Below are 25,738 nucleotides of genomic sequence, written 5' to 3'. Positions count from 1 at the left end.
GGCAATGAAACCCGCGTTCTGGGCGCGCAAGGCCCACAAATGGATCGGACTGGTGATTGGCGTGCAGGCGCTGCTGTGGATGTGCAGCGGTCTGTACATGACCAGCATCTCGATCGACGTGATCCATGGCGATCACCTGGCGCATGTCGAAGAGGAGCCGCTCGCACCAGGCCAGATCCGCGTCACGCCCGGCGAACTCAAGGAACGCTTTGACGGGGTCCGGCATTTCCGTCTCAAGCGATTCCTGTCGCAGCCGGTCTATGAGGTTCATCACCGGGGCGGCATTGCCCTGGTCGATGCCGTGAGCGGAAAACCGCTCAACCCACTACCGGAAGCCAGCATCCGGCAGGCAGCGCTGGCGCTGTACCAGGGCAAGGCACCGGTGCAATCGATGTCGCTGCTCAGGCAGGCGCCGCAGGAGGTCGCGACTCGCCCGGTGCCGCTGTGGCAGGTCCGGTTCGCGGACCGGGGCGAGACCACGCTGTATCTCTCCCCTGAGACCGGTGAGTTGTTGGCCAAACGCCACAGCCTGTGGCGCTGGTTCGACTTCCTGTGGATGTTCCACATCATGGATTACGAAGCACGCACCGATGTCAACAACACGCTGTTGCGTGTATCGGCCGCGGTCGGCTTGCTGTTCGCGCTCAGCGGCGTCTGGTTGCTGTTCTACAGCTTCAGCAAACGGAGGCCTGCATGACGCCGTGGCTGCGCAAGCTGCACAAGTGGGTCGGGTTGCTGATCGCCCTGCAGTTCGTGATCTGGGTCGGCAGCGGCCTGGTCATGAGCCTGCTCGATCACGAGACGGTGCAGGGCGATACCTTCCGGAACGGCGATGCTGCACCACCGCCGGCATGGCCTGCCGACGCGGTGTCCACGGCCAGCGTGCTTGCCTCGGCATCGGCGCCCGTGCACAACATCGAAAGCGCATGGCTGGACCGACGACCGGTCTACCGTCTGCAGGGCGAAACCGCCATCTGGCTGGTCGACGCCCTGACCGGGCGCCCGGTGTCGGTATCGGCACCTGTGTCGCTGGCGATCGCGGCGCGGGACTACGTCGGTCCGGGACGCCCTGGACAACCGGAACTGATGCCCGAGCCGGATCTGGAAACCCGGGAACATGCCGGGCCGGCGTGGCGGGTGCCGTTTGCCGACGAGCAGGCGACCACGTTGTATATCTCGGCGCAGGACGGTCGCATCCTGGAACGCCGTAACGACGCATGGCGGCTGTTCGATGTGGTCTGGATGCTGCACATCATGGATTACACCGGCCGAAAGAACTTCAACAATCCGCTGGTGATCACGATGGCAGTAGGCGGCGTCTGGATGGCGCTGACCGGATTATGGTTGCTGTTCGCCAGCTTCCACTGGAACGAATTCGTGCCCGCCCCTTGGCGACCGATGCGCGAAGTCGGCGTGTATGCACCCGACGGTACCCGCTTGCGCTCGGTGTCGGCTGCGGCGGGCGACAGTGTTTTCGTTGCGCTGGGGCGCCACGGATTGCATCTGCCGTCCAATTGCGGAGGGGGACAGAGTTGTGGGCTGTGCCAGGTGCGGTTCCGTGGACATGCGCCGGCACCGACCAGCGCGGATCGCGCCCATGTGGATGCCTCGAGACTCAAACAGGGCTATCGCCTGGCCTGCAATCTGCAGGTCCGCGAGGACATGCAGATCGATGTACCGGGCGGCGCGGCACTGTGGGCGGAGCAATCGGGTACGGTGGAGCGGGTGACCGCGCTCACTCCCTTTCTGCGCGAGTTCGTCATCAAGCCGGATGCGGCGCCTGTCGAAGGTTTCCGGCCGGGTTGCTATGTCCAGGTGCATGTCCCGTCCTTCGACCTGAGCCGGCAAGACCTGGACCATCCGGAGCATCATCGGAAGGACTGGCAGGCGCTCGATCTTCCGCAACGTTTCGGTTCCAAGGAGGCTGTCCGGCGGTCGTACTCGCTGGCGATGCCGATGGAGCAGGCGGATGGGCGGATCACGCTGCTCACCCGTTTCAGTCCGGGGCGCCAGCACAGCAAGCGGCAGCCGCCTGGCAAGGGATCGTCCTACCTGTACTCGCGAAAGACTGGCGATCGGATCCGCTTCAGTGGCCCCTTTGGCGAGTTCGCATTGAAGCCGGGCGACGCGGAGAAGGTTTTCATCGGCGGCGGCGCTGGCATGGCGCCGCTCCGAGCGATGATCCACGCATTGCTCGACACAGGCGCGCACGAGCGCATTCACTACTGGTATGGCGCACGCAATCTGCGCGAAGCCCCGTACCTGGTCGAGATGGAGCACCTCGCCCAACGCCACACCAACTTCAGCTGGCACCTGGTCCTGTCGGAAGAAGCAGAGCGGGGTGGGGCGCTGATGCGTGGTCTGGTGCATGAGGCCGCGCACGACACGCTGCTGCGCTCACATCCGGATCTGCAGGCCTGCGAGTTCTATGTCTGCGGACCACCGGGCATGCTGGCCGCGACCCGGAAGATGCTCGCGGCCCTGGGAGTTGCGAATGACCGGATCGCTTTCGACGACTTCAAGATTTGAAGCCTGGGAAGAACTCCGGAGTCGGGCGTTGCTTGTTCTCCGGACGATCTGGGCTTGTGGAGGAGTGGACGCATGACGGCGTGCCCCGGCGGGGCCAGCGACGAATTCCCCGGTTTGTGCCGCCTGTTTGATCCTGATCAAAGCAGTAAGTGGATCAGCTGTTACACAGTATGCCGCGGTACTAGGTTTACGGACGCACTCCGGGCTTCGTGCGCAGGAGGATCGACATGCCACAGCTCACACCCCTTCGCACCGGCGCGGCGTTCGCGCTGACCGTTGCGGTCCTCTATCTCGCCTGCTTCCTGCTGATGCTGCTGGCACCAGGCGTGGTGCTCGCGGTCTTTTCGACATGGGTACACGGCCTCAATCTCGAACCGCTGACCACCAATCCGCCGCCACTCGACATCGGCCGGGCCCTGCTGGGACTGCTGCTGATCTCCGGATATGCCTTCATTGCGGGCCTGGTCTATGGGTTCGCGCGCCGCTGGCTTGCACCCCGCTGAGCTCTGACCAGGAGTAGCATCGCCTTCATGAACCGGCGTGCCCGCCAGCGCTTCAAGGTCGCCTTGGCGATGGTCTTCTGCCTGCTGTTCCAGCAGGCGGCGCTGGCTGCGTATCTGTGCCCGCTGCAGCAGATGCCCGCCGAAACCTCCGCCATGGCCCAGCATTGCGCGGAAATGGGCATGGCGCAGGCCCAGGACAATCCGGCGCTGTGCCAGAAGCATTGCGCGCCCGACGTTTTGGTCCCAGCCGACCACGCTTCGCCTGTCGTGCCGGCCTTGGCGCTGGCGCCGCTGACGCACGCGCTTGTTCTGGCGCAGCCGATCTCGCATGTCACCGTACAGGCCGAGGTGCCCCATGCGCCCTCGGATCCACCACCGCGGCTGCGATTCTGCAGCCTGTTGATCTAGACCTCCGAACGACATTTTCCAGGACCGCGCCGGCGATACGCCGCGCGCGTTCGCTACCGTCATTCGGAGTTCGTCATGAGTTTCCGTTCTCAAAGCCGGTCGCGGTCGAGCGTGGTCGCTCGCCTGGCGATGGCATGCGTATCAGCTGGTTTGATCGCCGCGCCGCCGCTCACATCGGCAGCCATTCCTTTGACTTTGCAGGAAGCGACGCAGCTCGCGATCGAGCGCGCCCCGATGCTCGAAGCGCGTCGTGCCGGCATCGTCTCGGCGCAGGAGGAAAACGCCAGCGCCGGCGCCTTGCCGGATCCGATGCTGACCGTCGGCATCGATAACTGGCCGGCGACCGGCCCGGACGCGTTCGATTTCAGCGCCGAGGACATGACGATGAAAAGGATCGGCCTGCGCCAGGAACTCCCGGCGCGGGCCAGGCGTCAGGCCGAGCGCGTGCTAGCTGATCGCAGCGTCGACGAGGCACGAGCCCAGGATTCTGCCGAACAGCTGGCTGTGCGACGGACGGCGGCGGAGGCGTGGATCGACCTGTGGACCGCGCAGCGCGAACTCGACGCTCTGCAACGGTTGCGTGACCAGGCCGCGCTGGCAGCCAAGGTTTCCAGGGCGCGGGTTGCCGGTGGCGGCGAGTCGGTCAGCGATTCCTTGGCAACCGAAGCGGCGATGTTGGAGCTCGACAACCGCCTCGAAGCCGCCCGCGCCACTCACTCGGTGGCGCAGGCGGCATTGGCGCGTTGGTTGGGAGAAGCGGAGGTGGAAGCCGTTGATCCACCCGATTTTGCGTCCCTGCCCATTGCAGCGACGCAATTGCTGGCATCGGTCGATCGGACCGGCGCGCTCTTGCCCCTGACGGCGCAAGTGGAAACGACCGCGGCCGCAATCGATGCCGCCAGGGCAGAGAAGCGTCCGGACTGGAGCATCGCGGCTTCCTACGGCCAACGTACGGGCGGGCGCAGCGACATGATCATGCTGGAGGTCGGCGTCGGGCTACCGCTGTTCCCGCGAAACCGGCAGGATCGCGGCATTGCTGCACGCGAAGCCGACTACCAGGCCGCATTGGCCAGGCGCGAAGATATGCGCCGCCAGGAGACCGCGCGCATTCGTGCTGGCATCGCCCGTTGGCAGGGACTGAAGCGTCAAGTCGGGTTGTACGAAGGTTCGCTGCTGCCATTGGCCAGCGATCGCAGTACCACAGCGCTTGCAGCCTACCGCGGCGGCGGCGAGCTGCAGCCGTGGCTCTACGCACGGCGCGATGAACTCGACGCACACCTGTCGCATGTCGGATATCTCGGCCAACTCGGTCGGGCATGGGCAGCTTTGGCCTTTCTTCTGCCCGCGGAGAACCAGCCATGACCGCGCGCACGCGGCTTGTCGCGATTGCTGCCGCATCCATTGCAATCGTCGTTTCCGTCGCTGCGGGGTACTGGTGGGGACATTCGCCAGACGATCTGTCGGCCACGGCCACAGCGAGCGGTGGAGCCACCGATCGTGAAGTGCTGTACTGGTACGACCCGATGAAGCCGGAGCAGCGCTTCGACAAACCGGGCAAGTCGCCCTACATGGACATGCAGCTGCTGCCCAAGTATGCGGATGACGCGAGCGAAAGCGGCATCTCGATCGCTCCTGGAGTGCGCCAGAACCTCGGCATGCGCACGATCGTGGTGAAACGCGGACGCCTCGGGACCACCGTGCGCGTAACCGGAACCATCGGCTGGGACCTGCGCCAGGAACGCATCGTCAGTGCGCGGGTCGATTCCATCGTCGAACGCCTGCACGTTCGGGCACCGTTCGAGCAGGTGCGAGCCGGACAACCCCTGGCGAGCGTGATCGCGCCGGCCTGGGGCACGGCCATCGCAGAAACGCATGCGTTGGGTCAGGCACGCTCGTCCTCGGCGCGGGCATTGCAGTCCGCTTCCCGCCAGCGACTGCGCGCACTGGGATTGCCTGCGGGCGCCAGTGCGGGAAGCGGCGGACATATCACGTTGGCTTCTCCGATCTCCGGCGTAGTCAGCGAGATCGGCGTGCGCGAAGGCCAGTCCGCGCCGATGGGAACGCTGATGTTCCGCGTCAACGGCATCAGTACCGTGTGGCTCGAGGCAGCGATCCCGCAGGCGAGCATCACCGGCATCGCAGCCGGCACGCGGGTGGAAGCCGTCGTCGATGCGGTGCCCGGGGAAGTCTTCCATGGCCGCGTGGAGACCTTGCTCCCGCTGGTGGACCCGGAAAGCCGCACCCAACGCGCGCGCATCGTGCTGGACAACCCGGAAGGAATGCTTGTCCCGGGAATGTTCGCGCAGATCACGCTTCAGCCCAATGCAGGCATCGAGCATCCGCTGGTGCCGTCGGATGCGCTGATCGGTGGTGCTGGGCCGGTGCGCGTGATCGTGCTCGGCGACGATGACCGATTCCGCCCCGTGGTCGTGCGGACCGGTCGCAGCAGCGGTGGCATGACCGAGATACTCGACGGGCTGACGGGGGGTGAACGGGTCGTGGCGTCGGGCCAGTTCCTGATCGATTCGGAAGCGAATCTCTCGGGTGCGCTGGAGCGCCTGGGCGCAGACGCCGCTGGATTCTCGGGCGCTGCCCATGAGGAAGCTGCAGACCCGGGCGACGGCATGCCGGCGGGCATGGACATGGGCCAGCAGTCGCAAGCCACAACGCCCCGGGACCACGCATCGCACGCCGCACCGCCGAAGCCGGGCGATCGCAAGGTGCTGTACTGGTACGACCCGATGAAACCGGAAAAGCATTTCGACAAGCCGGGCAAATCGCCGTACATGGACATGCAGCTGGTGCCCAGGTACGCCGATGACGTCGAAGCCAGCGCGCCGGACCCGCAGCCATGATCGCCCGCATCATCCGGGCGTCCATCGCCAATCGGCTGTTCGTGCTGGTCGCGGCGGTCGCGCTGACAGTCGCGGGCATCTGGTCTGTGTCCAGCGTCCCACTCGACGCCTTGCCCGATCTGTCCGACACCCAGGTCATCGTGCGCACCGAGTGGCCCGGGCAGACGCCTCGCATCGTCGAGGACCAGGTCACTTATCCGTTGACCACGACGATGCTGTCGGTGCCCGGCGTGAAGGCGGTGCGCGGCTTTTCGTTCTTCGGTGATTCGTTCGTCTACGTGTTGTTCGATGACGACACCGACCTGTACTGGGCGCGCTCGCGCGTGCTCGAGTACCTCAGCCAGGTGCGCGATCGTCTGCCGGCGCAGGTGAGTCCGTCGCTCGGACCCGATGCGACCGGCTTGGGCTGGATCTACGAGTACGCGATCGTCGATCGCAGCGGTCGCCACGACCTGGGCCAGCTGCGTGCCTTGCAGGACTGGTTCCTGCGCTACGACCTCAAGACCGTGCCCGACGTCGCCGAAGTGGCCAGCGTCGGCGGCATGGTGCAGGCCTGGCAGATCACGCCCGACCCGCAGGCGCTGGCCGCCCGCGGGATCACGATTTCCCGGCTCACGGATGCCATCCAGGCCGCCAACGGAGCCACCGGAGGCTCCGTGATCGAGCAGGGCGAAGCTGAAGTCATGGTGCGCAGCGAAGGTTACCTGCGCACTCGCGAGGATTTCGAGCGCGTGCCGGTGACGACCGGCGCCGATGGTGTGCCGGTGCTGCTGCAGGACGTGGCGACGGTACAACGCGGACCGACGTTGCGCCGCGGCATTGCCGAGCTCGATGGGGAAGGGGAGGTCGCCGGAGGGGTGATCATCCTGCGCTCGGGCAAGAACGCACTGGCTGCGATCGAAGCCGTCAAGGCAAAGCTCCAGGTATTGAAGGCGAGCTTGCCGGCTGGTGTCGAGATCGTCACGACCTACGACCGCTCCGAACTGATTCTCGAAGCCGTGCGCAACCTCACGCGCAAACTCGGCGAGGAGTTCCTCGTGGTCGCGCTGGTGTGTGCGCTGTTCCTGTGGCACGTACGCTCCGCACTGGTGGCGGTGATCACCCTGCCGCTAGGCATGCTCGCTGCGTTTACTCTGATGCGTTACCAGGGCATTTCCGCGAATCTGTTGTCGCTGGGCGGCATCGCGATTGCCATCGGCGCCATGGTCGACGCCGCGGTGGTGATGATCGAGAACGCGCACAAGCACCTCGAGCGCTTCCGCGAGGAGCACGGCCGCGATTCGGAGGGCGCGGAGCGCTGGCGGTTGATCGCCGAGTCCGCCAGCGAGGTCGGTCCGGCGCTGTTCGTCAGCCTGCTGGTGATCACGCTTTCGTTCGTGCCGGTGTTCGCGCTGCAGGCGCAGGAAGGGCGGCTGTTCTCGCCGCTGGCGTACACCAAGACCTATGCCATGGCCGCGGCGGCAGGCCTGTCCATCACCCTGATTCCGGTGCTGATGGGGTACCTGATCCGCGGTCCTATCCGTTCGGAGAACGACAACCCACTCAATCGCACCCTGATCGCCCTGTATAGACCGGCGCTGGAGGCGGTGCTTCGATTCCCGAAGACGACACTGGCACTGGCAGGCATGGTGTTGTTGCTGAGCCTGATTCCGTTCCTGCGCCTGGGAAGCGAGTTCATGCCGCCGCTGGAGGAGGGCACGTTGCTGTACATGCCCACCGCGCTGCCGGGGCTCTCGGCCGGCAAGGCTTCGCAGCTACTCCAGCAGACCGACCGCATGATCAAGACGGTGCCCGAAGTCGCGCACGTGTTCGGCAAGGCAGGGCGCGCTGAGACGGCCACCGATCCGGCACCGCTGGAAATGTTCGAGACCACGGTGACGTTCAAACCGCGCAGCCAGTGGCGGGACGGCATGACTCCGGAAAAGCTCAGACAGGAACTCGATCGAGCTGTGCAGGTGCCGGGACTGACCAACCTGTGGGTTCCGCCGATCCGTAATCGCATCGATATGCTCGCCACCGGCATCAAGAGCCCGATCGGAATCAAGGTGTCGGGACCGGACGCGGCAGTACTGGCGCAATTGGGCGACCGCATCGAGCAGGTGGCGCGCACCGTGCCCGGGGTGAGTTCGGCGCTGGCCGAACGCATCACCGGTGGCCGCTACCTCGATGTAAAGGTACGCCCCGATGTTGCCGCGCGATACGGCTTGAGCCAGGCCGACGTACAGCGTCTGATCGCCACCGTGGTCGGTGGTGTACCAGTCGCGGAGACCATTCAAGGCCGCGAGCGGTATCCGGTGGTGGTGCGTTATCCGCGCGCGCTTCGCGAATCGCCGGCTGCGTTGGCGCAACTGCCGTTGGTTGCTCCCGGTGGTGCGCAACTGACCTTGGGGCAGGTCGCCGATCTCAGCTTCAGCGAAGGCCCGCCCATGCTGCGCAGCGACAATGCCCGTTTGAGCAGCTACGTGTACGTCGATGTGGCGGGACGCGATCTCGGCTCGGTGGTCGCCGACCTGCAACACGCCGTCGCCAGCGAAGTGCCGATGCCGGCAGGATATGCCGTGGGTTGGTCAGGACAGTTCGAATACCTCAAGCGTGCGAGCGAACGTCTACGCATCGTTGTCCCCGCGACACTGGCGATCATCTTTGGATTGATCTATCTCGTATTCCGGCGCGCCTCGGAGGCCGCAATCATCATGCTCAGCCTGCCGTTGGCGCTGGTCGGCGGCCTGTGGTTGATCTGGGCGATGGGTCACGCCGTCTCGGTAGCCACGCTGATCGGTTTTATTGCCCTTGCTGGCGTCGCTGCGGAGTTCGGCATCATCATGCAGCTGTACCTGCGCCACGCCTGGGAACGGCAACTCGCCATCAATCCGGATGCCGGCGAATACGAGCTGGACGTGGCCATCCGTGAAGGTGCGGTACAACGGGTCCGCCCTAAAGCGATGACCGTCGCCGTGATCCTGGCTGGCCTGTTTCCGATCCTGATCGACGGCGGCGCCGGCTCGGAAGTCATGCAACGCATTGCGGCCCCGATGGTTGGCGGGATGCTCAGCGCGCCGTTGCTGTCGATGGTGGTCATTCCAGCGGCGTATCGGCTGCTGCAGCGGCACCGGCTGAGGCGATCACGTCAGTTGCGCGACCGCGCGCCAGCCGCTTCAACCGATTTGCCGACATGAGACAGGCACGGTGATCGCCACGCTTGGCGCACACCGTGCCTCCCGCGAAGCAGGGTACGAAGTTAACAAGGTCGGCTGCGAGCGCGCTTAGCCTAAAGGTACGATGAAGTAACATAATGTACATTATGCGAAATTAAGAAACGACCTCGCCCTGCAAGAAGCGGCTCTTAACGCACCCTCCACCGGCGTCCGCTCAACGCTCAATCCGGCGCCTGCGCAGGTCAAACAGGCGCTGCAGCACGCAGAACACGAACAGCAGCAGACCAATGGCGATACGCGTCCACCACGAGCTGAGCGTGCCGTCGAACACGATCATGGTCTGGATCAGTCCCAGGATCAGCACGCCGATCAGGGTGCCAGCCACGTAGCCGGTGCCACCGGCGAGTACGGTGCCGCCGATCACCACCGCGGCGATGGCGTCCAGTTCGAGACCCAGCGCGTGCTGGCTGTAACCGGACAGCATGTAGAAGGTATAGATCACTCCAGCCAGCGCCGAACAGAAGCCGCTCAGCGCATAGACTCCGACCAGGGTCGAATCGACCGGCAGCCCCATCAGCCGCGCCGAGGTTTCACTGCCGCCGATGGCATAGACGGTACGGCCGAAGCGGGTGGCGTGGGCGATCCAGATGCCGGCAGCCACCACCAACAAGGCGAGCACCGCGCCGATGGAAAGACCACCGAAGCCCAGCGGAATGCGCACATACGACATGGTGGTATAGAACGGATGGTCGATGCCGATCGAATCCACGCTCAGCAGCGTCGCCGCGCCGCGCGCCAGGAACATGCCAGCGAGGGTGACCACGAACGGTTGTAGCCGGTAACGCTGGATCAACAAGCCCATCGCCGCGCCGAAAGCGCAGCCCAGTGCAAGCACCACGGGAATGGCCGCCAGAGGATGCCACCCGGATCCCTGCACCAGCATCGCCAGCAGCACCGTGGTGAACGCGATCACCGCGCCTACCGACAGGTCGATGCCGCCGGTCAGGATGACGAAGGTGGCGCCAACCGCAGCCACGCACAGGAAGGCGTTGTCGATCAGAAGATTGAGGAACACCTGCGGGGTCAGAAAACCGGGGTAGAGAAGGCCCCCGGTCACGGCCATGGCTAGGAACAACGCCAAGGTCACCAGTAACGGCAGATGACGCGGATCCAGCCGACGCGACGACGCTGGACTAGCGGAGTTGCCGGTGCGAGCCGTACCGGTCATGCACTGCCCTCCCCGGCTTCGTTCCGCCTCAGCAACCGGCGCACATGGCTGCGGAACTCGCCCGATTGCAGCAGCATCACGATGAATACCAGCGCGGCCTTGACCACCAGATTCACCTGCGGCGGTACACCGATCGAATAAATGGTCGAGGTCAGGGTCTGGATGATCAGCGCACCGATCACGCTGCCCGCCAGGCTGAAACGGCCACCACTGAGTGCGGTGCCGCCCAGGGTGACCGCCAGGATCGCGTCCAGTTCCAGCAGCTGCCCGGCGTTATTGGCGTCGGCACTGCTGACGTTGGAACTGACCAGGATCCCAGCCATGCCCGCGCAGAACGCGGAGAACACGTACAACCCAACCGTGATCCACCGTGCCGGTACGCCTGCCACGCGCGCGGCCACAGGATTGCCGCCGATGGCGCGGATGAACAATCCCAGCGCGGTGCGGCCAAGGGCCAGCCACAGAAGCAGGCATAAGGCGGCAATCACATACAGCGAAAACGGGAGGCCGAACAGGAAGCCGTTGCCGAAGTAGGCGTACGGCTTGTAGTACACCGTCAGGATCTGTCCGTCGGCCAGCAACTGGGCGACGCCGCGTCCGGCCACCATCAGGATCAGGGTGGCGACGATGGGCTGCATGCCCAGCTTGACCACCAGCAAACCGTTCCAAAGTCCGCACAGTGCTGCCGCGATCAGTGCGGCGGTGATTGCCACGGCCATGGGAAAGCGCGTGGCATCGGTCTCGCCGCCGATCATCCAGGCCGCCACCGTGGCCGCGATCGCCAGCACCGCGCCCACGGAAATATCCAGTCCGCGAACGGCGATCACCAGGGTCACGCCCAGCGAAACCAGGATCAGCGGCGCGGCGCGGTTGGCGATATCCACCAGGTTTCCGTACAGGTGGCCATCGCGCCAATGCAGGGAAAGGAAGGCGGGGTTCACCAGGCCGTTGCCCAGCACCAGCAGGATCAGGGTCAGCAGCGGCCAGAACAGCGGATGCGCGACAAAACGCCGGAATCGCGGCACCACTGCGGCCGGAGAATAAATCTCGGTCATGCGTCGGCGCCTGCAATCAGGTCATACACCGCGGCTTCGCCGCAGCCTCCGGTAAGTTCGCCCACCTTGCGCCGGTCGCGCATCACCGCGATCCGGTCCGAGATGCGCACGAGTTCGTCCATTTCCGCTGAGATGAAAAGCACTGCCATGCCCTTGCGCGCCAGGCGCAGGATATGTCCCATGATTTCCTGCTTGGCGGCAACGTCGATGCCGCGGGTCGGCTCATCCAGAATCAGCACGGCCGGTTCGGTGGCCAGCCAACGCGCCAGCACGACTTTCTGCTGGTTGCCGCCCGAAAGCAGCGCCAGGGGAGTCTCGATGCTGGCGGTCTTGATCTCCAGCAGCTGGACATAGCGGCGCGCCAGTGCTTCCTGCTCGCTGCGGCCAAGAAAACGGCGCAATCCCAGCTTGGCCTGCAGGGCCAGGGCGATGTTCTCGCGCACCGACAGGTCGGCCACGATGCCTTCCGTCTTGCGCTCCTCCGGGCACAGGGCCAGGCCCTGGGCAATCGCGTCGGCCGGACTTTTCAGGGTCACGTCGCGCTGCCGTATCCGCAGCGTGCCGGCGTCGGCGCGGTCCAGGCCGAACATCAGCCGGACCAGTTCGGTGCGGCCCGAACCGAGCAGCCCACCCAGGCCCAGCACTTCACCGGCGCGCAGGCTCAGGTCGGTCGGGGCGATCTGGCCACGGCGTTCCAGCGCATGCGCCTCCAGCACGGTTGCCCCCTCCCCCACCGCGGCAGGCTGCACAGCGTCGCGTCCGCCCACTGCGATCTCGCGGCCGACCATGGCCGCCACCAGCGGCCCATGCGGTAACGCCGTCGCCGAGTACTCGCCTACCCGGCGGCCATTGCGCAGGACGGTGACGCGGTCGGACACTGCATACATCTGATCCAGGAAATGAGTGACGAACAGGATCGCCATGCCTTGCTCGCGCAGACGGCGTATCACCGCGAACAGCTCCTGCACCTCACGCTCGTCCAGGCTCGAGGTCGGTTCGTCCAGGATCAACAACTTGGCCGATACGCTCAACGCGCGTGCGATGGCGACCATCTGCTGTACCGCCACAGGGAAGTCGGACAGCGGTCGTTTCGGGTCGATGTCCAGATGCAGCCCGGCCAGCACATCGCGGGCGTGGGCATTGACTGCGTTCCAGTCGATCGCTCCCGTCCAGCGTCGACGCGGATAACGGCCGCCCACGATGTTCTCGGCGACCGACAGGTTCGGGCACAGGTTCACTTCCTGGTAGACCGTGCTGATGCCCAGGTGCTGCGCCTGGGCCGGACTGGACGGCGACACCGCCTGCCCGCCCACCCACATCTCACCGCTGTCCGGGCGCATCACTCCGGTCAGCAGTTTGATCAGGGTCGATTTGCCGGCGCCGTTCTGACCCATCAACGCATGCACTTCGCCGGCGCGCAGGATCAGATCGACATCTTCCAGCGCCGCTATGCCGGCGAAGCTTTTGCACAGGCCGCGTGCCTGCAGGACGATGTCGGCGTCGCCGCTGGCCATAGGCTCAGTACTTGCGGCCTGGCAGCGCCGCAGCGGCCTGGTCCTGGGTGAACACACCCTCCTCCACCAGGATCCGTTTGGGCAACGGGCGTTTCTCGAGCACGGCCTTGACCGCATCGGCCAGCTGGTCGCCGATCAGCGGATTGCATTCGATCGTGGCGTTGAGCTTGCCCGCTTCCATGGCCTTGAACGCGCCGCGTACGCCATCGATGGAAACGATCCTGATGTCCTTGCCAGGCTTCAGCCCGGCCTCCTCGATGGCCTGGATCGCACCGATCGCCATATCGTCGTTGTGCGCGAACAACACGTCGATCTTCGACCCCTCGGCTTTGAGGAACGCCTCCATCACTTCCTTGCCCTTGGCCCGGGTGAAATCGCCGCTCTGCGAGCGCACCACCTTGAAGCGCGGATCCTTGTCGATGACCTCATGGAATCCTTCCATACGGTCGATCGCCGGCGCCGAACCCACCGTGCCCTGCAGCTCGACGATGCGCACTTCTCCGCTTCCGGCGGGCGTGTCCTGCAGCAGCCAGCGGCCGGCCTTGCGGCCCTCCTCGACGAAATCCGAGCCGATCAGGGTCACGTAGAGCGAGTCATCGGAAACGTCCACCGCGCGGTCGGTGAGGATCACCGGGATATTGGCCGCCTTGGCCTCGCGCAGCACGGTTTCCCAACCCGATTCGACCACCGGCGAGAACGAGATCACGTCCACGCGCTGCGCGATGAACGAGCGCAACGCCTTGATCTGGTTTTCCTGCTTCTGCTGCGCATCGGAGAAACGCAGCTGGATACCGGCCTCGGCCAGCGACGACTTGATCGACGCGGTATTGGCGGTGCGCCACTCGCTCTCGGCACCGATCTGGCTGAAGCCCACGACCGGCGCTGCATCGCGCTCGCTGCCCGCGTCGCGCGAACACCCGCCGATGATCGCCGCGCATGACAGTGCGGCGGCCAGCATGAATCCTCGTTGCATCCCTCTCCTCCCGTTCTGGTTGTTCGACCCATCCGCTCCGGGCGCTGCCCGTCGTATCGGCCAGGAAGGTTTCCAACCCATCCTGGTGTGTCTACCCGGCCCAGGCCGGAATACAGGCTGTCTTGAACTTTGTTAGCAATCTCACAGCATAGCGACCATGCGCTCGCGGCCTGGGACTTGAGACCTTGCGGCCAGCGGACGCCGCGTGCGGACCCGCGCGCATGCCGAACTCGCAACACTGAAAACGCTGCGTCATACGGGCGCCCATGCTCAGAGGGGCCGTACGCCACCGAGCATGAAACCGGCCGCTACGGTCCGCAGCGGATTGACCAGGGGCGCACCCAGCGCCGGCAAGTCGATCTCGAAGCAGTCGCCGGGCTGTACGGCGATGCCGTCGGCGAAGCTCAGGGTCGAGGTGCCGAAGAAATGCAGGTGCACGTCGCCCGGACGGCGATGCGCGGCGTACTTGAAATGGTGGTATTCCAGATTCTCCAGCGAGTGGCACATGTTGTCCTCGCCGGTGAGGAAGGGCTTCTCCCATACCACCGTGTCACCGCGGCGGATGCGGCTGGTGCCGCGCAGGTCGCGCGGCAGCGGTCCGGTACGCAGCTCGGGACCGATCGCGCAGGCGCGCAGCTTGGAATGGGCCAGATACAGATAGTTCTGGCGCTCGGTGATGTGGTCGGAGAACTCGTTGCCGACCGCGAACCCCAGGCGATGCGGGGTGGCGTCCGGGCCGATCAGATACAGCCCGACCAACTCCGGCTCCTCGCCGCCATCCAGGGCGAAATCAGGCGACGGCAGGGCCTGGCCCGGGGCCACCACCATGCTGCCATCGCCCTTGTAGAACCATTCCGGCTGCACGCCCGGGCGGCCCTGGCGTGGAATCCCGTCCCGCATGCCCCACTGGAACATCCTCATCGAATCGGTGAGGGTGCCGGCGTTGGCATGGTCGGCCAGGCTCTGGTGCATGGCATCGCGGGCGGCGGCGCTGCCCAGGTGGGTCAGGCCGGTGCCGGTGACGCGTACATGGGCCGGATCGGGATGGGCCAGCGGGGTCAGCACCCGGCCCTCGCGCAGCAGCCCCGCATAATCCAGCGATTCGTCGCCCTGCTCCTGGGCAGCCTGCTGTTCGAGGTTGCGATTGGCCGAAATGGCTGCGGTGGCCAGCGCATAAGTCGTCCGGGAGCTCTCGAGCAGGCGCACGCGGGCTCCGTCCTGGTCGATCACACCGACCCGGGACTCCCCGGCATCGTCAATTAGCTGGATCAGTCGCATTGCTCCGCCTGCAGTCGTGATCACGGTGCGGTACGCACTTCCTCGCGGGGAAGTCCGGCGCCAGCCCGTACTCTGCCGGCACTATCCATATACAACAACTCTGTTTCTGTGATTAATATATATATACATTTGTATAGGTGAGGGAAACCTCGTGGCCCAAAGCGCCCCCTGGTTCGTGCGCGCCCGCCTCAAGGCCCGGCAGCTGATGCTGCTGATCGCGATCGACGAAGAAGGCAGCACCCAACGCGCAGCGGATGCGCTGAACATGTCCCAGCCGGCGGCGTCGAAGTTGCTCAAGGACCTGGAGGACACGATGGGCGTGTCGCTGTTCGAGCGATTGCCGCGCGGCATGCAGCCGACCTGGTATGGCGAGACCATGATCCGCCACGCGCGCATCGCCCTGTCCAGCCTGCGCGAAGCCGGCTCCGAGATCGAGGCGCTCAAGGCCGGCTATTACGGCAGCGTCAGCGTCGGCGCGATTACCGGACCGGCCATGAACCTGCTGCCGGCGGCAATGGTGCAAATGGCCCGCGACCATCCGCTGCTGCGCGTCACCCTGCTGGTGGACAGCAGCGATGTGCTGCTGGAGATGCTGTCGCAGAACAAGCTCGACATCCTCGTCGCGCGTCTTTTCGCCCGCCACGACAAACGCAACCTGCACTACGAAGCGCTGGCCGAGGAACATGTTTCGGCCATCGTCCGTCCCCGCCATCCGATCCTGGAAATCGAACAACCCTCGCTGGCCGAACTGGCAGCTGCCGGCTGGATCGTGCCGCCTGCCGGCAGCGTGCTGCGCCATCGCTTCGAGCTGATGTTCCAGAGCGCCGGACTGGAGCCGCCCAAGCGGATCATCGAGAGTTCGGCGCTTGCGTTCCTGCCGCGCATGCTGGAGGAAAGCGACTACATCGCGGTGGTGCCCACCGATGTCGCTAGCTACTACGCCAAGCACAATATCGTCGCCACCGTACCGGTGGAACTCTCGTGCCGGATGGACTACTTCGGCATCATCACCCGTAACGACTGGCTGCTCTCGCCCGGTGCCAAGATCATGTTGCAGGCGCTCAAGGCCGCGGCTGTGCCGGTGTACGGCGTCGATCTGTCCTCGCGCAGGCTCGAGGAATGAGATCGCGGCCGCAGCCACGGCATCGCCGGGACCGCACGCTCAGGTCCAGCCCGCGTCGACCACGAACTCCTGCGCAGTGATGGCGCGGGCCTGATCCGAGGCCAGGAACAGCGCCATGGCGGTGATGTCTCCGGGCATGACCTTGTCCGGCAGACATTGGTTGCGCAGCAGGTCGCGTTCGCCGGCCGCATCCAGCCACAGGGTCACCTGGCGCTCGGTCATGACCCAGCCGGGAGTCAGCACGTTGATGCGGATGCGGTCGGCACCGAGCTCACGGGCCAGGCCGCGGGTGAGCCCATTCACCGACGACTTGGCCGTGGCGTACACCGGATAGCCTCCGGTCTTGCTCTGCCAACCGGTCGAGCCGAGATTGATGATCGTACCGCCGCCGCGTCGACGCATGCCCGGCACGGCGGCCTGGATGGCGAAGAACGCCGCGCGCTGGTTGATCGCCACCCGCTGGTTCCAGTAGTCGGGCGTCACTTCTTCCAGGCGGTGACGATCATCGCTGCCCACGTTGTTGACCAGGATATGGAAATCGCCCAATGCGGTCGCGGCATCCAGCACTGCATGACGTAACGCATCGACATCGGTCACGTCGACGCGACGCCACCAGGGCGACGCCAGGCCTTGTGCCTGCAGCCGCTCGGCCAATGCACGACTGGCAGCCTCGTCGATATCGACGAACGCTACCGGCGCCCTCTGCCGGGCAAAGCCCTCGACCAACGATTCCCCGATCCCCGTTGCGCCGCCGGTGATGAAAACCGGCCGGCCGGCCAGATCCGGATAGATCGCACCCTCCCCTACTCCGCTGCCCTGCGCAGCGAGGGATGGAGTTGTTTCTGTACTCATGTTTCGCCTCGTCGTGGGGTACTGGATCCGGATGACATATATGTAAACAGATATCGATTGGCTTTGATTTGGCATTTTTACAGCATGAATATGCCCGGTAGCATCGCAGCCGCAAAGCGCCGCCTGATCGGCCAAAGGGTTGGCCTGGTCAATTCACGGTCCAGCTCGAGGAATGCCGCCTGCATGGGTTCTCCCAAAAAGCCGCAGTTGCGTAGCCAGTCCTGGTTCGGGCGCGAAGGCAAGCAAGGTTTCTACTACCGCAGCTGGCTCAAGAGCGCCGGCAACCCGCATGACATGTTCGATGGCCGCCCGGTCATCGGCATCTGCAACACATGGTCGGAACTGACCCCCTGCAACGGCCATTTCCGCGAACTCGCCGAGTTCGTCAAACGCGGGGTGTATGAGGCCGGCGGTTTTCCGCTGGAATTTCCGGTGATGTCGCTGGGCGAAACCCAGGTCCGGCCCACCGCCATGCTGTTCCGCAACCTGGTCAGCATGGACGTGGAAGAGTCGATCCGCGCCAACCCGATCGATGGCGTCGTGCTGCTGATGGGCTGCGACAAGACCACGCCTGCATTGCTGATGGGCGCCGCCAGCGTCGATCTGCCCTCCATCGGCTTGTCCGGTGGTCCCTCCCTGTCGGGCAACTGGCGCGGCAAACCGATCGGCTCGGGCACCGGGGTGATCCACATGTCGGAGATGGTCCGCGCCGGCACCCTGACCCAGGAGGAGTTCATCGAGGCAGAGGCCTGCATGCAGCGCTCCACAGGCAGCTGCATGACCATGGGTACGGCTTCGACCATGGCCAGCATGGTGGAGGCGCTGGGCATGTCGTTGCCCGAGAACGCCGCTATCCCGGCAGTGGATTCGCGCCGCTCGCGCCTGGCCCAGCTCACCGGCCGCCGCATCGTGGAGATGGTTCACGAAGATCTACGCATGTCCAAGGTGCTGACCCGCAGCGCCTTCGAGAACGCGATCAAGACCAATGCCGCTATCGGCGGATCGACCAATGCGGTGATCCACCTGCTCGCCCTGGCCGGTCGCATCGGCGTACCCCTCGACCTCGACGACTGGGACCAACTCGGCTCCAAGCTGCCGTGCCTGCTTAACCTCAAGCCATCGGGCCAGTTCCTGATGGAGGACTTCTTCTATGCCGGTGGCCTGCCCGCGCTGCTGCGCGAAATCGCCGGTCACCTGCACCTGGATTGCCTGACCGTCAACGGCCGGACCCTGGGCGATAACATCGCCGATGCGCCGTGCTGGGACCACGATGTGATCCGGCCCTTGGCCGATCCGATCCGGGTCGAAGCCGGCATCGCGGTATTGCGCGGAAACCTGTCGCCGGACGGCGCGGTGATCAAACCTTCGGCCGCGTCCCCGGCACTGCTGCGCCATCGTGGTCCAGCGGTGGTGTTCGAGAACATCGAGGACTTCAAGGCGCGCATCGACGACGAGGCGCTGGAAATCGATGAAAACAGCATCATGGTGTTGAAGAACTGCGGACCGCGCGGTTATCCGGGCATGGCCGAGGTCGGCAACATGCCGCTGCCTCCCAAGCTGCTGCGCAAAGGCATCACCGACATGGTGCGCATTTCCGATGCGCGCATGAGCGGCACCGCCTACGGCACCGTGGTGCTGCACACCTCGCCCGAGGCGGCCGCCGGCGGCAACCTGGCCCTGGTCCGCGACGGCGACATCATCGAACTCGACGTACCGGGGCGCCGCCTACACCTGGAGGTATCGGACGACGAACTTGCCGTGCGTCGTGCGCAGTGGACGCCGCCTCCAGCGCCCGAGCGCGGCTGGGCCAAGCTCTATATCGATCACGTGCAACAGGCGCACCTGGGCGCGGACCTGGACATCCTGGTCGGTGGCAGCGGCGCCGACGTGCCGCGCGATTCGCACTGAAGGTGGCGACCACCACCCGTCGCGCTGCCTTCAAGGCGCTATTGGCGGGCGCCGTATCCGCGCCCTTCGCCCGGGGAGCGGACCGCGTCCGCAACGGGGCGGACAGTCACCCGGCTCCGCATTGGGGAACCGGCATCGAAGATCAGCGCAAGGCCGACCGCGGCGACGGAACCTTCCTGAACCCGATCGTTGCCGGCGACCATCCCGATCCCACCGTGCTGAAGGACGGTGGCGATTACTACATGACGTTCTCGTCCTTTTACTCGTATCCGGGCCTGGTGATCTGGCATTCCACGGATCTGGTGAACTGGGCACCGATTGCGGCGGCCCTCTCCAAATCGCTCGGCGTGGTCTGGGCGGTCGACCTGTGCAAGCATGGCGATCGCTACTTCATCTACATCCCCGCCGACCCTGACGAAAAGGGCTGGTCGATCTATGCGATCTGGGCCGACGACATCCGCGGGCCGTGGAGCGATCCGGTCGATCTGAAGATCCACGGCTGCATCGACCCCGGCCATGTCGTGGGCGAGGACGGCAAGCGCTATCTGTTCGTCAACGGCATCCGCAAGATCCGCCTGACCGACGATGGCCTGGCAACCGACGGCGCGCTTGAACCGGCCTACAGCCCATGGCGGTATCCCGACGATTGGATCGTGGAGAACTTCGCGCCCGAAGGCCCGAAGCTGCTGCGCCACGGGGAATGGTTTTATCTGGTGACTGCCGTGGGCGGCACTGCTGGCCCTCCGACCGGACACATGGTGATCGCGGCGCGCTCCCGATCGATCCACGGCCCCTGGGAACACTGCCCGCACAATCCGCTGGTCCGTACGCAGTCCGCCGATGAACCGTGGTGGTCGCGCGGACATGCGTCGCTGGTGGAAGGACCGGCGGGCGACTGGTGGATGATCTACCACGGGTACGAGAACGGCTTCCGCACGCTCGGACGGCAGACCCTGCTCGAGCCCATCGAATGGACCGGGGACGGCTGGTTCCGGGCGCTGGGTGGCGATCTTTCCCGGCCCTTGCCCAAGCCGAAGGGCGGCCGCGCCGGCGCCTCTGGCTTCGCCCTGTCGGACGATTTCAGCGCCGACCGCTTCGGGGTGCAGTGGAGCTTCCATGATCCCGCGCCTGATGAGAGGCAGCGGGTTCGCTACGAGTCCAAAGGTTTGCGCATCGCCGCCAAGGGTCGCTCTCCGGTGGACAGCCCGCCGCTTACGTGCATCGTCGGCGACCGCGCCTACGTCGCCGAGGCGACGCTCGAACTCGACGACGGGGTCGAAGGCGGGCTGCTGCTGTTCTATAACCACAAGGCATTCGTCGGAGTGGGCTTCACGCCCACCGAAATGAGGACCTACCAGTTCGCCGAAGAACAGCCGTGGATGCGGCAATCGCTGCCGACGCACAACGTGCGTATCCGGCTGACCAACGACCGGCACATCGTGACCTGTCACTACTCGCACGATGCAGGCAAGACCTGGGTCCAGCATGGCCATCGCATGGAGGTCTCGGGAATCCACCACAACGTCTTCGGTGGCTTCCTCAGCCTCAAGGTGGGCATTTACGCCGCCAACCGTGGAAGCGTACTGCTCCGGCGTTTTTCGTATCGCGCATTGGTCTGAACGCCACTGACAAATACGCAACTTGGCGGCGTCCTTGTCTGGTTCTTCCGGATACCGGGGCGGTTCGTCGGATGTCCGCCTGCCCTGCAGTGGATGGCCAGGCCGACGCAAGGGCGCTCGGATTTGGCTCCATTCGATTCACCTGCATCGGACCTTGCCAGGTCCAGTTTTTGGCGGTGGGATGGGGCCAATCCCGTCCCTTGTGGTGAAAACGATGCGCAGCGCGACGATCCCGCATTCTCATCCCCGAGCCGCCATTCCACTGGCCCTGCCCCTGCCCCTGGCTGCCGCCGCGGTCGCCTGCCTGGACCTGTGGGCGTGCGGCATTTACTGGAGTTTTCTGGGGGTATCCCTGGAAGCAGTCGCACGCGCTCCGGCGGCCTGGGTCGTGGGAGTCGACTCCGCGCGCGCGCTTGGTGGCTGGGGCGTCCTGCTTGGAATAGGTGTCCTTTACGCGACAGCCGTTGTCGAGATTGCGACCTACCGCTGGCTCGGCCGGCACTTCGGCACGATCGCAAGCCATCCCCTGCGCTGGGCCCTGCCCTACGGCGCGCTCGCTTTCGCCTTTCTGAACTGGATCGTCATCCCCTTGAGCGCAGCGCCGGAGCAGCAGGCCAGCGGTGAATGGCTGGTGGCTTTGCTGATGATCCATGTCCTCGTCATAGGCCCGGCATGCGCGCTGTTGCTGTGGGCTCCGCCGAGGCCGTTTCTCGCCTCCCGCAGGCAGCATCGGAGCTAGTCGGCTGCATTCATTCCATCGGAAAGCGTGGCCTGACCAGTTGCCCGGCGCTGGAGGATAAGCGGGGTCAGCCCCGACGTCGCCGAACCAGCAGGCCGATGGCGATAACAGCGACGGCCGCCAGAGCGACATTGCCCGTCGCCCACGGATGGCTGCGGGCATAGGTACGCGCATGCCTGCCGGCGCGTCGCGCCCGTACCACCGCGCTTTCTCCCATGTCGATCAGGCGATCGCGCATCTGGTCTGCGCCATTGCGAAGCTGCCTGGCGGTCGCATCGGCCCGTTCCTCGCCGCTCTGCGAAATCTCGCCGACGATCCGTTCGAAGTCCTCGAACACCCTCTGCGCATCCCGTTTCAGTCGCGTTGCGTCTCTATGCATCATGGCGTCGCTTCCTCAAGTGTCATCGCCCTAAGGGGAAGGGCTGGATTCTTCTGCAGGTTTCTCTTCCGCGGGCTCCTGCGTGTCGGATTCGGCGCCCGCCTGGCGCACGGCCTCGGCGATGCGCCGATAGGCGCTGACGAACTCGTCCCTGATCCGGCTCCAGGCGTCAGCCGAGCTGTCCTGCATCGTGCGATACCGGGCGGAGAGCTCCGTACTCTGGGCGCGCAGATCCGCCATCGCCCGCTCGCGGTTGGCGCGCGCGGCGGCGCTCATACGCTCCGTGCCGCGATCCAGATCGGCCTGCAGCTGCTGGATCTGCCGATCCATGGCATCGATCGCGGCCCTGGCGCGCTGTTGCGCCTCGTCGCGACGCGCGAGCGAATAGGCTTCGATCGCGCGTGCCGCCTCCTCGACTTCCCTGCGCATCTCCTCGCGCTCGCCCGCAGTGGACGAAACTTTTTCCTGCGGCGCCGGCTCCGCCGGCTCCTGCGCTGCGACAGGGCCGAGAATTGCGAACAATACGGCAAAGGCGCCGCAACGGTTCATGATGGCATGCATGTCGGGCTCCTCGTGATTTTGCCGATGGTGCTCCGGAGGCGGCGTTGGCGGGCGGCCTGATGTCAGTTGATCGCCACGCGGGTGCTGTGCCCGTTCGACTTCTTGGGCAGTTTCAGCGTCAGCACGCCGTTGTCGTATTTCGCCTCGCACGCGCTGCTGTCGATCTCCTGCGGTAGCGTGAACGCGCGGTAGGACTTGCCGATGAAGCGCTCGCTGTGGATTTCCTTGGCGCTTTCCCGGGTTTCGTCGCGCTTGACCTCGGCCTGGATGGTGACCTGGTTGCCTTCCACGGAGATCTCGATGTCTTCCTTCTTGACGCCCGGGATCTCCGCCGAGACGAGATAGGCTTTCTCGTCCTCGCTCACGTTCATGCGGATCTCCGGCGACGCCTCGAAGTCGCGCAGCGTCGGCCGGAACGACAGGCTGCGGAACAGATCGTCGACATCGCTCACCAGATCGAAGCGCTGCTGGGAGCGGAACGGGTTCCAACGGGTCAGACTGGTCATGGCAAAACTCCTCTGGATGCGGGGGGTCAGGAGTTCCGGCACGGATTGCTACGGAACATGGCCAAGCTAGCCCCGCCCGCGGCGCGCACCTTGATCAGGATCAAATGATCCGCACGCGCCGGCGCCGCGGGCCGCGGCTCAGGCCTGATCTGGATCAAAGTCCCGATGGCTGGCGCCTTTAGGCTGGAATCCCGATCAGCGAGGACGTATTCATGTCCATCGAAACCACGGTCGCCTTCCAAGGCATGTCGCCCTCGCCCGCATTGCGCGAAGACATCCAGCGCCACGCCGCAAGGCTTGCGCGGTTCGCACCGCGGCTCCAGGCTTGCGACGTGACCGTCCGGCGCAACGAAAACCGCCACCGCCAGGGCAATCACTATCTCGTCCGCATCCGCCTGACCATGCCGGGTCGCGTTTTCGAGGCCGGTGACGTCGCACTCCCGGACCGACGGCACGAAGATCCTTACCTGGCGGCGCACGATGCGTTCGAAGCAATGCGCCGGCAGCTCGAAGATCATGTCCGGATCGAGCGCGACCGGGCAAGGGTTCAACCTCCCGCCAGCGGCAGCCTGCCCGAAACCTGACGCCGGCGATGGAGCAGCGGACGCCCGATCGCGATACGCGGGATCCGCGGGATAGCGCGGCCGCTCCGGTATTCCATGCGAGCGGCCTGACCAAGATCTACCGCATGGGCGAAGTGGACGTGCCGGCGCTGCGTGGCGTCGACCTCGACCTGTACCGTGGCGAGTTCGTGGTGATGCTGGGTCCCTCCGGCAGCGGCAAGTCGACCCTGCTCAATATCCTCGGCGGGCTGGACGTGCCCACTTCTGGAGAAGTCTGGTACTGCGATCATCGCCTCGACGGCGCCGACGAGGACGCGCTCACCCTGTTCCGGCGCGAGCACGTCGGCTTCGTGTTCCAGTTCTACAACCTGATCCCGAGTCTGACCGCGCTGGAGAACGTCGCCCTAGTCACCGAGATCGCGCGCGCGCCGATGGCGCCGGAAGACGCCCTGGCGCAGGTCGGCCTGGGCGAGCGCCTGCATCACTTCCCGACCCAGCTGTCGGGCGGCGAGCAGCAGCGCGTTGCGATCGCGCGCGCCATCGCCAAGCGTCCGGACGTGCTGCTCTGCGACGAGCCCACCGGGGCCCTGGATTCGATCACCGGCGTGCGCGTGCTGCAGGCGCTGGAAACGGTGAATCGCGAGCTCGGAACCACCACCGTGGTCATCACCCACAACGCCGACATCGCGCGCATGGCCGATCGCGTGCTGCATCTCGCCGACGGACGGATCGCGCGCGAGCAGCGCAACGAAACACGCGTGAGCGCGGGGGAACTGTCGTGGTGAGCGCGCTGGGACGCAAGCGCCTGCGCGACCTGTGGCACCTGCGTGGCCAGGTGCTGGCGATCGTGCTGGTCAATGCCGTGGGCGTGGCCATGCTGATCATGTCCATGGCCACGCTGCATTCGCTGCAGCGCAGCCGCGACCGCTACTACCGTGAGCAGGCCTTTGCCGACGTCTTCGCCGGGCTCAAGCGCGCGCCTGAAGCGATGGCCGCGCGGCTGCGCGGGATCGAAGGCGTCGCCGCGGTCGACACGCGCGTGGTCGCGTTCGGCCGTGGCGAGGTGGAGGGCTTCGCCGATCCCGTCCAGATCCAGGCGGTGAGCATTCCGGAATACGGGCAGTCCAGGCTCGACCGCCTGCATGTGATCGACGGCCGTGCCCCCAGGGGCGACGAGCGCGACACCCTTGCGATCAGCGATGCTTTCGCCGAGGCGCACGGCCTGCGCCCGGGCGATGAGATCGTGCTGACCCTGCATGGGCACCGGGGGGCGTTCCGTATCGTCGGCATTGCCGGGTCGCCCGAGTTCGTCGCACAGCTGGCACCGCAGTCTTCGTTCCCCGACCCCCTGCGCTACGCGATCGTGTGGGTGCCGCGTCCGGCGCTGGAAACCGCGATCGACCTGCGCGATGCCTTCAACAACGTCGCCCTGCGGCTGCAGCCGGGTGCGAGCGGCGCGGCGGTCCTGGTCGCCGTCGATCGCATCCTGGCACGCTACGGCGGTACCGGCGCGATCCTGCGGAAGGACCAGCTTTCGCACCGCTATCTGGAGGAAGAATTCCGCCAGCTCACGGTGATGGCGCAACTGTTCCCGGGGGTGTTTCTCGGGGTCGCCGCGTTCGTGCTGTACGTGGTGCTGGCCCGTGTGATTGCGGGCCAGCGCGAGCAGATCGGCACGCTCAAGGCATTCGGCTACAGCCAGCGCGAGATCGCAGGCCATTACGCCGGCTACGCCGCGCTGATCGGCCTGTTGGGCGCGCTGCTTGGCATCGCGCTCGGCGCCTGGCTCGGATCGCTGCTCGCCGACGTGTACCGCGACTTCTACCGCCTGCCCTATCTCGACTTCACGATTCCCGTCCCGACCTTGTGGCTGGCGTTCGCGGTCAGTCTGGGCAGCGCGCTGGCCGGCGCGCTGCTGCCGGTTCGGCGCGCCTCGCACCTGCCCCCCCCCCAGGCGCTGCGCGCCCCACCCCCCGCGCCCGGCGACGCG

General features: G+C 65.6%; 22 protein-coding genes and 2 pseudogenes. 14 read left to right on the top strand and 10 right to left on the bottom strand.

The window, feature by feature from the left end; all coding sequences use genetic code 11:
* Positions 1-4: 4 nt before the first annotated feature.
* From MC375_RS13195 to MC375_RS13160, 8 genes and pseudogenes are all read left to right on the top strand, one after another.
* Positions 5-697 (top strand): PepSY domain-containing protein, encoded by a 693-nt coding sequence (locus MC375_RS13195; protein WP_242103866.1) that lies wholly within the window; start codon positions 5-7, stop codon positions 695-697.
* A complete protein-coding gene (locus tag MC375_RS13190; RefSeq protein ID WP_242103865.1) occupies positions 694-2,529 on the top strand; it encodes a 2Fe-2S iron-sulfur cluster-binding protein in 1,836 nt (611 codons plus the stop codon). The genes MC375_RS13195 and MC375_RS13190 overlap by 4 nt, the downstream gene beginning before the upstream one ends.
* 227 nt (positions 2,530-2,756) lie before the next feature.
* Positions 2,757-3,032, top strand: a complete 276-nt coding sequence (locus MC375_RS13185) for a DUF5676 family membrane protein (RefSeq protein ID WP_242103864.1) — start codon at positions 2,757-2,759, stop codon at positions 3,030-3,032.
* Positions 3,033-3,059: 27 nt separating this feature from the next.
* Entirely contained in the window at positions 3,060-3,440 is a 381-nt protein-coding gene (locus MC375_RS13180) for a hypothetical protein (RefSeq protein WP_242103863.1), read from the top strand.
* A gap of 75 nt (positions 3,441-3,515) precedes the next feature.
* On the top strand, positions 3,516-4,802 hold the full coding sequence (locus tag MC375_RS13175) for a TolC family protein (RefSeq protein ID WP_242103862.1): 1,287 nt from the start codon (positions 3,516-3,518) through the stop codon (positions 4,800-4,802).
* A pseudogene (locus MC375_RS13170) lies at positions 4,757-5,953 on the top strand (efflux RND transporter periplasmic adaptor subunit); the annotation flags it as partial. The gene MC375_RS13175 and the pseudogene MC375_RS13170, both read left to right, overlap by 46 nt.
* Positions 5,954-6,082: 129 nt before the next feature.
* Positions 6,083-6,259, top strand: a pseudogene (locus tag MC375_RS17820) (heavy metal-binding domain-containing protein); the annotation flags it as partial.
* 32 nt (positions 6,260-6,291) lie between these two features.
* Positions 6,292-9,471 (top strand): efflux RND transporter permease subunit, encoded by a 3,180-nt coding sequence (locus tag MC375_RS13160; RefSeq protein ID WP_242103861.1) that lies wholly within the window; start codon positions 6,292-6,294, stop codon positions 9,469-9,471.
* A gap of 193 nt (positions 9,472-9,664) precedes the next feature.
* On the opposite strand, the gene yjfF is transcribed toward MC375_RS13160, so the two are convergent.
* The 5 genes from yjfF to araD1 all read right to left on the bottom strand — a co-directional run bounded on the left by yjfF (position 9,665) and on the right by araD1 (position 15,498).
* Positions 9,665-10,678: a galactofuranose ABC transporter, permease protein YjfF gene (gene yjfF, locus MC375_RS13155; RefSeq protein ID WP_277929487.1), complete on the bottom strand. Its 1,014-nt coding sequence runs from the start codon at positions 10,676-10,678 to the stop codon at positions 9,665-9,667.
* Positions 10,675-11,733 carry an ABC transporter permease gene (locus MC375_RS13150; RefSeq protein ID WP_242103860.1) on the bottom strand — a complete coding sequence of 353 codons (1,059 nt, stop codon included), beginning with the start codon at positions 11,731-11,733 and terminating at the stop codon, positions 10,675-10,677. Before MC375_RS13150 ends, yjfF begins: the two co-directional genes overlap by 4 nt.
* Positions 11,730-13,247 carry a sugar ABC transporter ATP-binding protein gene (locus MC375_RS13145; RefSeq protein WP_242103859.1) on the bottom strand — a complete coding sequence of 506 codons (1,518 nt, stop codon included), beginning with the start codon at positions 13,245-13,247 and terminating at the stop codon, positions 11,730-11,732. The genes MC375_RS13150 and MC375_RS13145 overlap by 4 nt, the downstream gene beginning before the upstream one ends.
* Positions 13,248-13,251: 4 nt before the next feature.
* The gene (locus MC375_RS13140) at positions 13,252-14,220 is read right to left on the bottom strand and encodes an ABC transporter substrate-binding protein (protein ID WP_242103858.1); all 969 of its coding nucleotides are present in this window, start codon (positions 14,218-14,220) and stop codon (positions 13,252-13,254) included.
* A gap of 270 nt (positions 14,221-14,490) precedes the next feature.
* On the bottom strand, positions 14,491-15,498 hold the full coding sequence (gene araD1, locus MC375_RS13135; RefSeq protein ID WP_242103857.1) for an AraD1 family protein: 1,008 nt from the start codon (positions 15,496-15,498) through the stop codon (positions 14,491-14,493).
* 151 nt (positions 15,499-15,649) lie between these two features.
* Between araD1 and MC375_RS13130 the strand changes: the two genes are divergently transcribed.
* Positions 15,650-16,621, top strand: a complete 972-nt coding sequence (locus tag MC375_RS13130) for a LysR family transcriptional regulator (protein ID WP_242103856.1) — start codon at positions 15,650-15,652, stop codon at positions 16,619-16,621.
* 39 nt (positions 16,622-16,660) lie between these two features.
* Here MC375_RS13130 and MC375_RS13125 read toward each other — a convergent pair whose 3' ends face one another.
* Positions 16,661-17,473 carry an SDR family oxidoreductase gene (locus tag MC375_RS13125; RefSeq protein WP_242103855.1) on the bottom strand — a complete coding sequence of 271 codons (813 nt, stop codon included), beginning with the start codon at positions 17,471-17,473 and terminating at the stop codon, positions 16,661-16,663.
* Between the two features lie 183 nt (positions 17,474-17,656).
* On the opposite strand from MC375_RS13125, the gene MC375_RS13120 reads away from it, so the two are divergent.
* The 3 genes from MC375_RS13120 (at position 17,657) to MC375_RS13110 (ending at position 21,739) form a co-directional block, all read left to right on the top strand.
* Positions 17,657-19,381, top strand: a complete 1,725-nt coding sequence (locus tag MC375_RS13120) for an IlvD/Edd family dehydratase (protein ID WP_242103854.1) — start codon at positions 17,657-17,659, stop codon at positions 19,379-19,381.
* A gap of 2 nt (positions 19,382-19,383) precedes the next feature.
* Positions 19,384-21,000, top strand: coding sequence for a family 43 glycosylhydrolase (locus MC375_RS13115; protein WP_242103853.1), 1,617 nt, complete (start codon positions 19,384-19,386; stop codon positions 20,998-21,000).
* Positions 21,001-21,214: 214 nt separating this feature from the next.
* Positions 21,215-21,739 (top strand): hypothetical protein, encoded by a 525-nt coding sequence (locus MC375_RS13110; protein ID WP_242103852.1) that lies wholly within the window; start codon positions 21,215-21,217, stop codon positions 21,737-21,739.
* Positions 21,740-21,806: 67 nt separating this feature from the next.
* Here the strand turns inward: MC375_RS13110 and MC375_RS13105 are convergent, their stop codons facing one another.
* The 4 genes from MC375_RS13105 to MC375_RS13090 all read right to left on the bottom strand — a co-directional run bounded on the left by MC375_RS13105 (position 21,807) and on the right by MC375_RS13090 (position 23,703).
* Positions 21,807-22,121 (bottom strand): hypothetical protein, encoded by a 315-nt coding sequence (locus MC375_RS13105; RefSeq protein ID WP_242103851.1) that lies wholly within the window; start codon positions 22,119-22,121, stop codon positions 21,807-21,809.
* Between the two features lie 27 nt (positions 22,122-22,148).
* The gene (locus MC375_RS13100) at positions 22,149-22,679 is read right to left on the bottom strand and encodes a hypothetical protein (protein WP_242103850.1); all 531 of its coding nucleotides are present in this window, start codon (positions 22,677-22,679) and stop codon (positions 22,149-22,151) included.
* 62 nt (positions 22,680-22,741) lie between these two features.
* Positions 22,742-23,185, bottom strand: a complete 444-nt coding sequence (locus tag MC375_RS13095) for an Hsp20/alpha crystallin family protein (protein WP_242103849.1) — start codon at positions 23,183-23,185, stop codon at positions 22,742-22,744.
* Between the two features lie 26 nt (positions 23,186-23,211).
* Positions 23,212-23,703, bottom strand: a complete 492-nt coding sequence (locus MC375_RS13090) for a hypothetical protein (protein WP_242103848.1) — start codon at positions 23,701-23,703, stop codon at positions 23,212-23,214.
* A 74-nt stretch (positions 23,704-23,777) separates the two neighbouring features.
* Here MC375_RS13090 and MC375_RS13085 point away from each other — a divergent pair, with 74 nt between their 5' ends.
* Complete coding sequence (locus MC375_RS13085) at positions 23,778-24,533, top strand: ABC transporter ATP-binding protein (RefSeq protein ID WP_242103847.1); 756 nt, start codon at positions 23,778-23,780, stop codon at positions 24,531-24,533.
* The coding region (locus MC375_RS13080; protein WP_242103846.1) for an ABC transporter permease at positions 24,530-25,738 on the top strand (1,209 nt) is incomplete at its 3' end. The genes MC375_RS13085 and MC375_RS13080, both read left to right, overlap by 4 nt.

It is taken from the genome of Lysobacter sp. M2-1 (genome assembly GCF_022662495.1).
Taxonomy (GTDB): domain Bacteria; phylum Pseudomonadota; class Gammaproteobacteria; order Xanthomonadales; family Xanthomonadaceae; genus JAKPBU01.
Note: the sequence above shows the minus strand (reverse complement) of the source record. Positions and strands in the feature narration are given on the sequence as shown.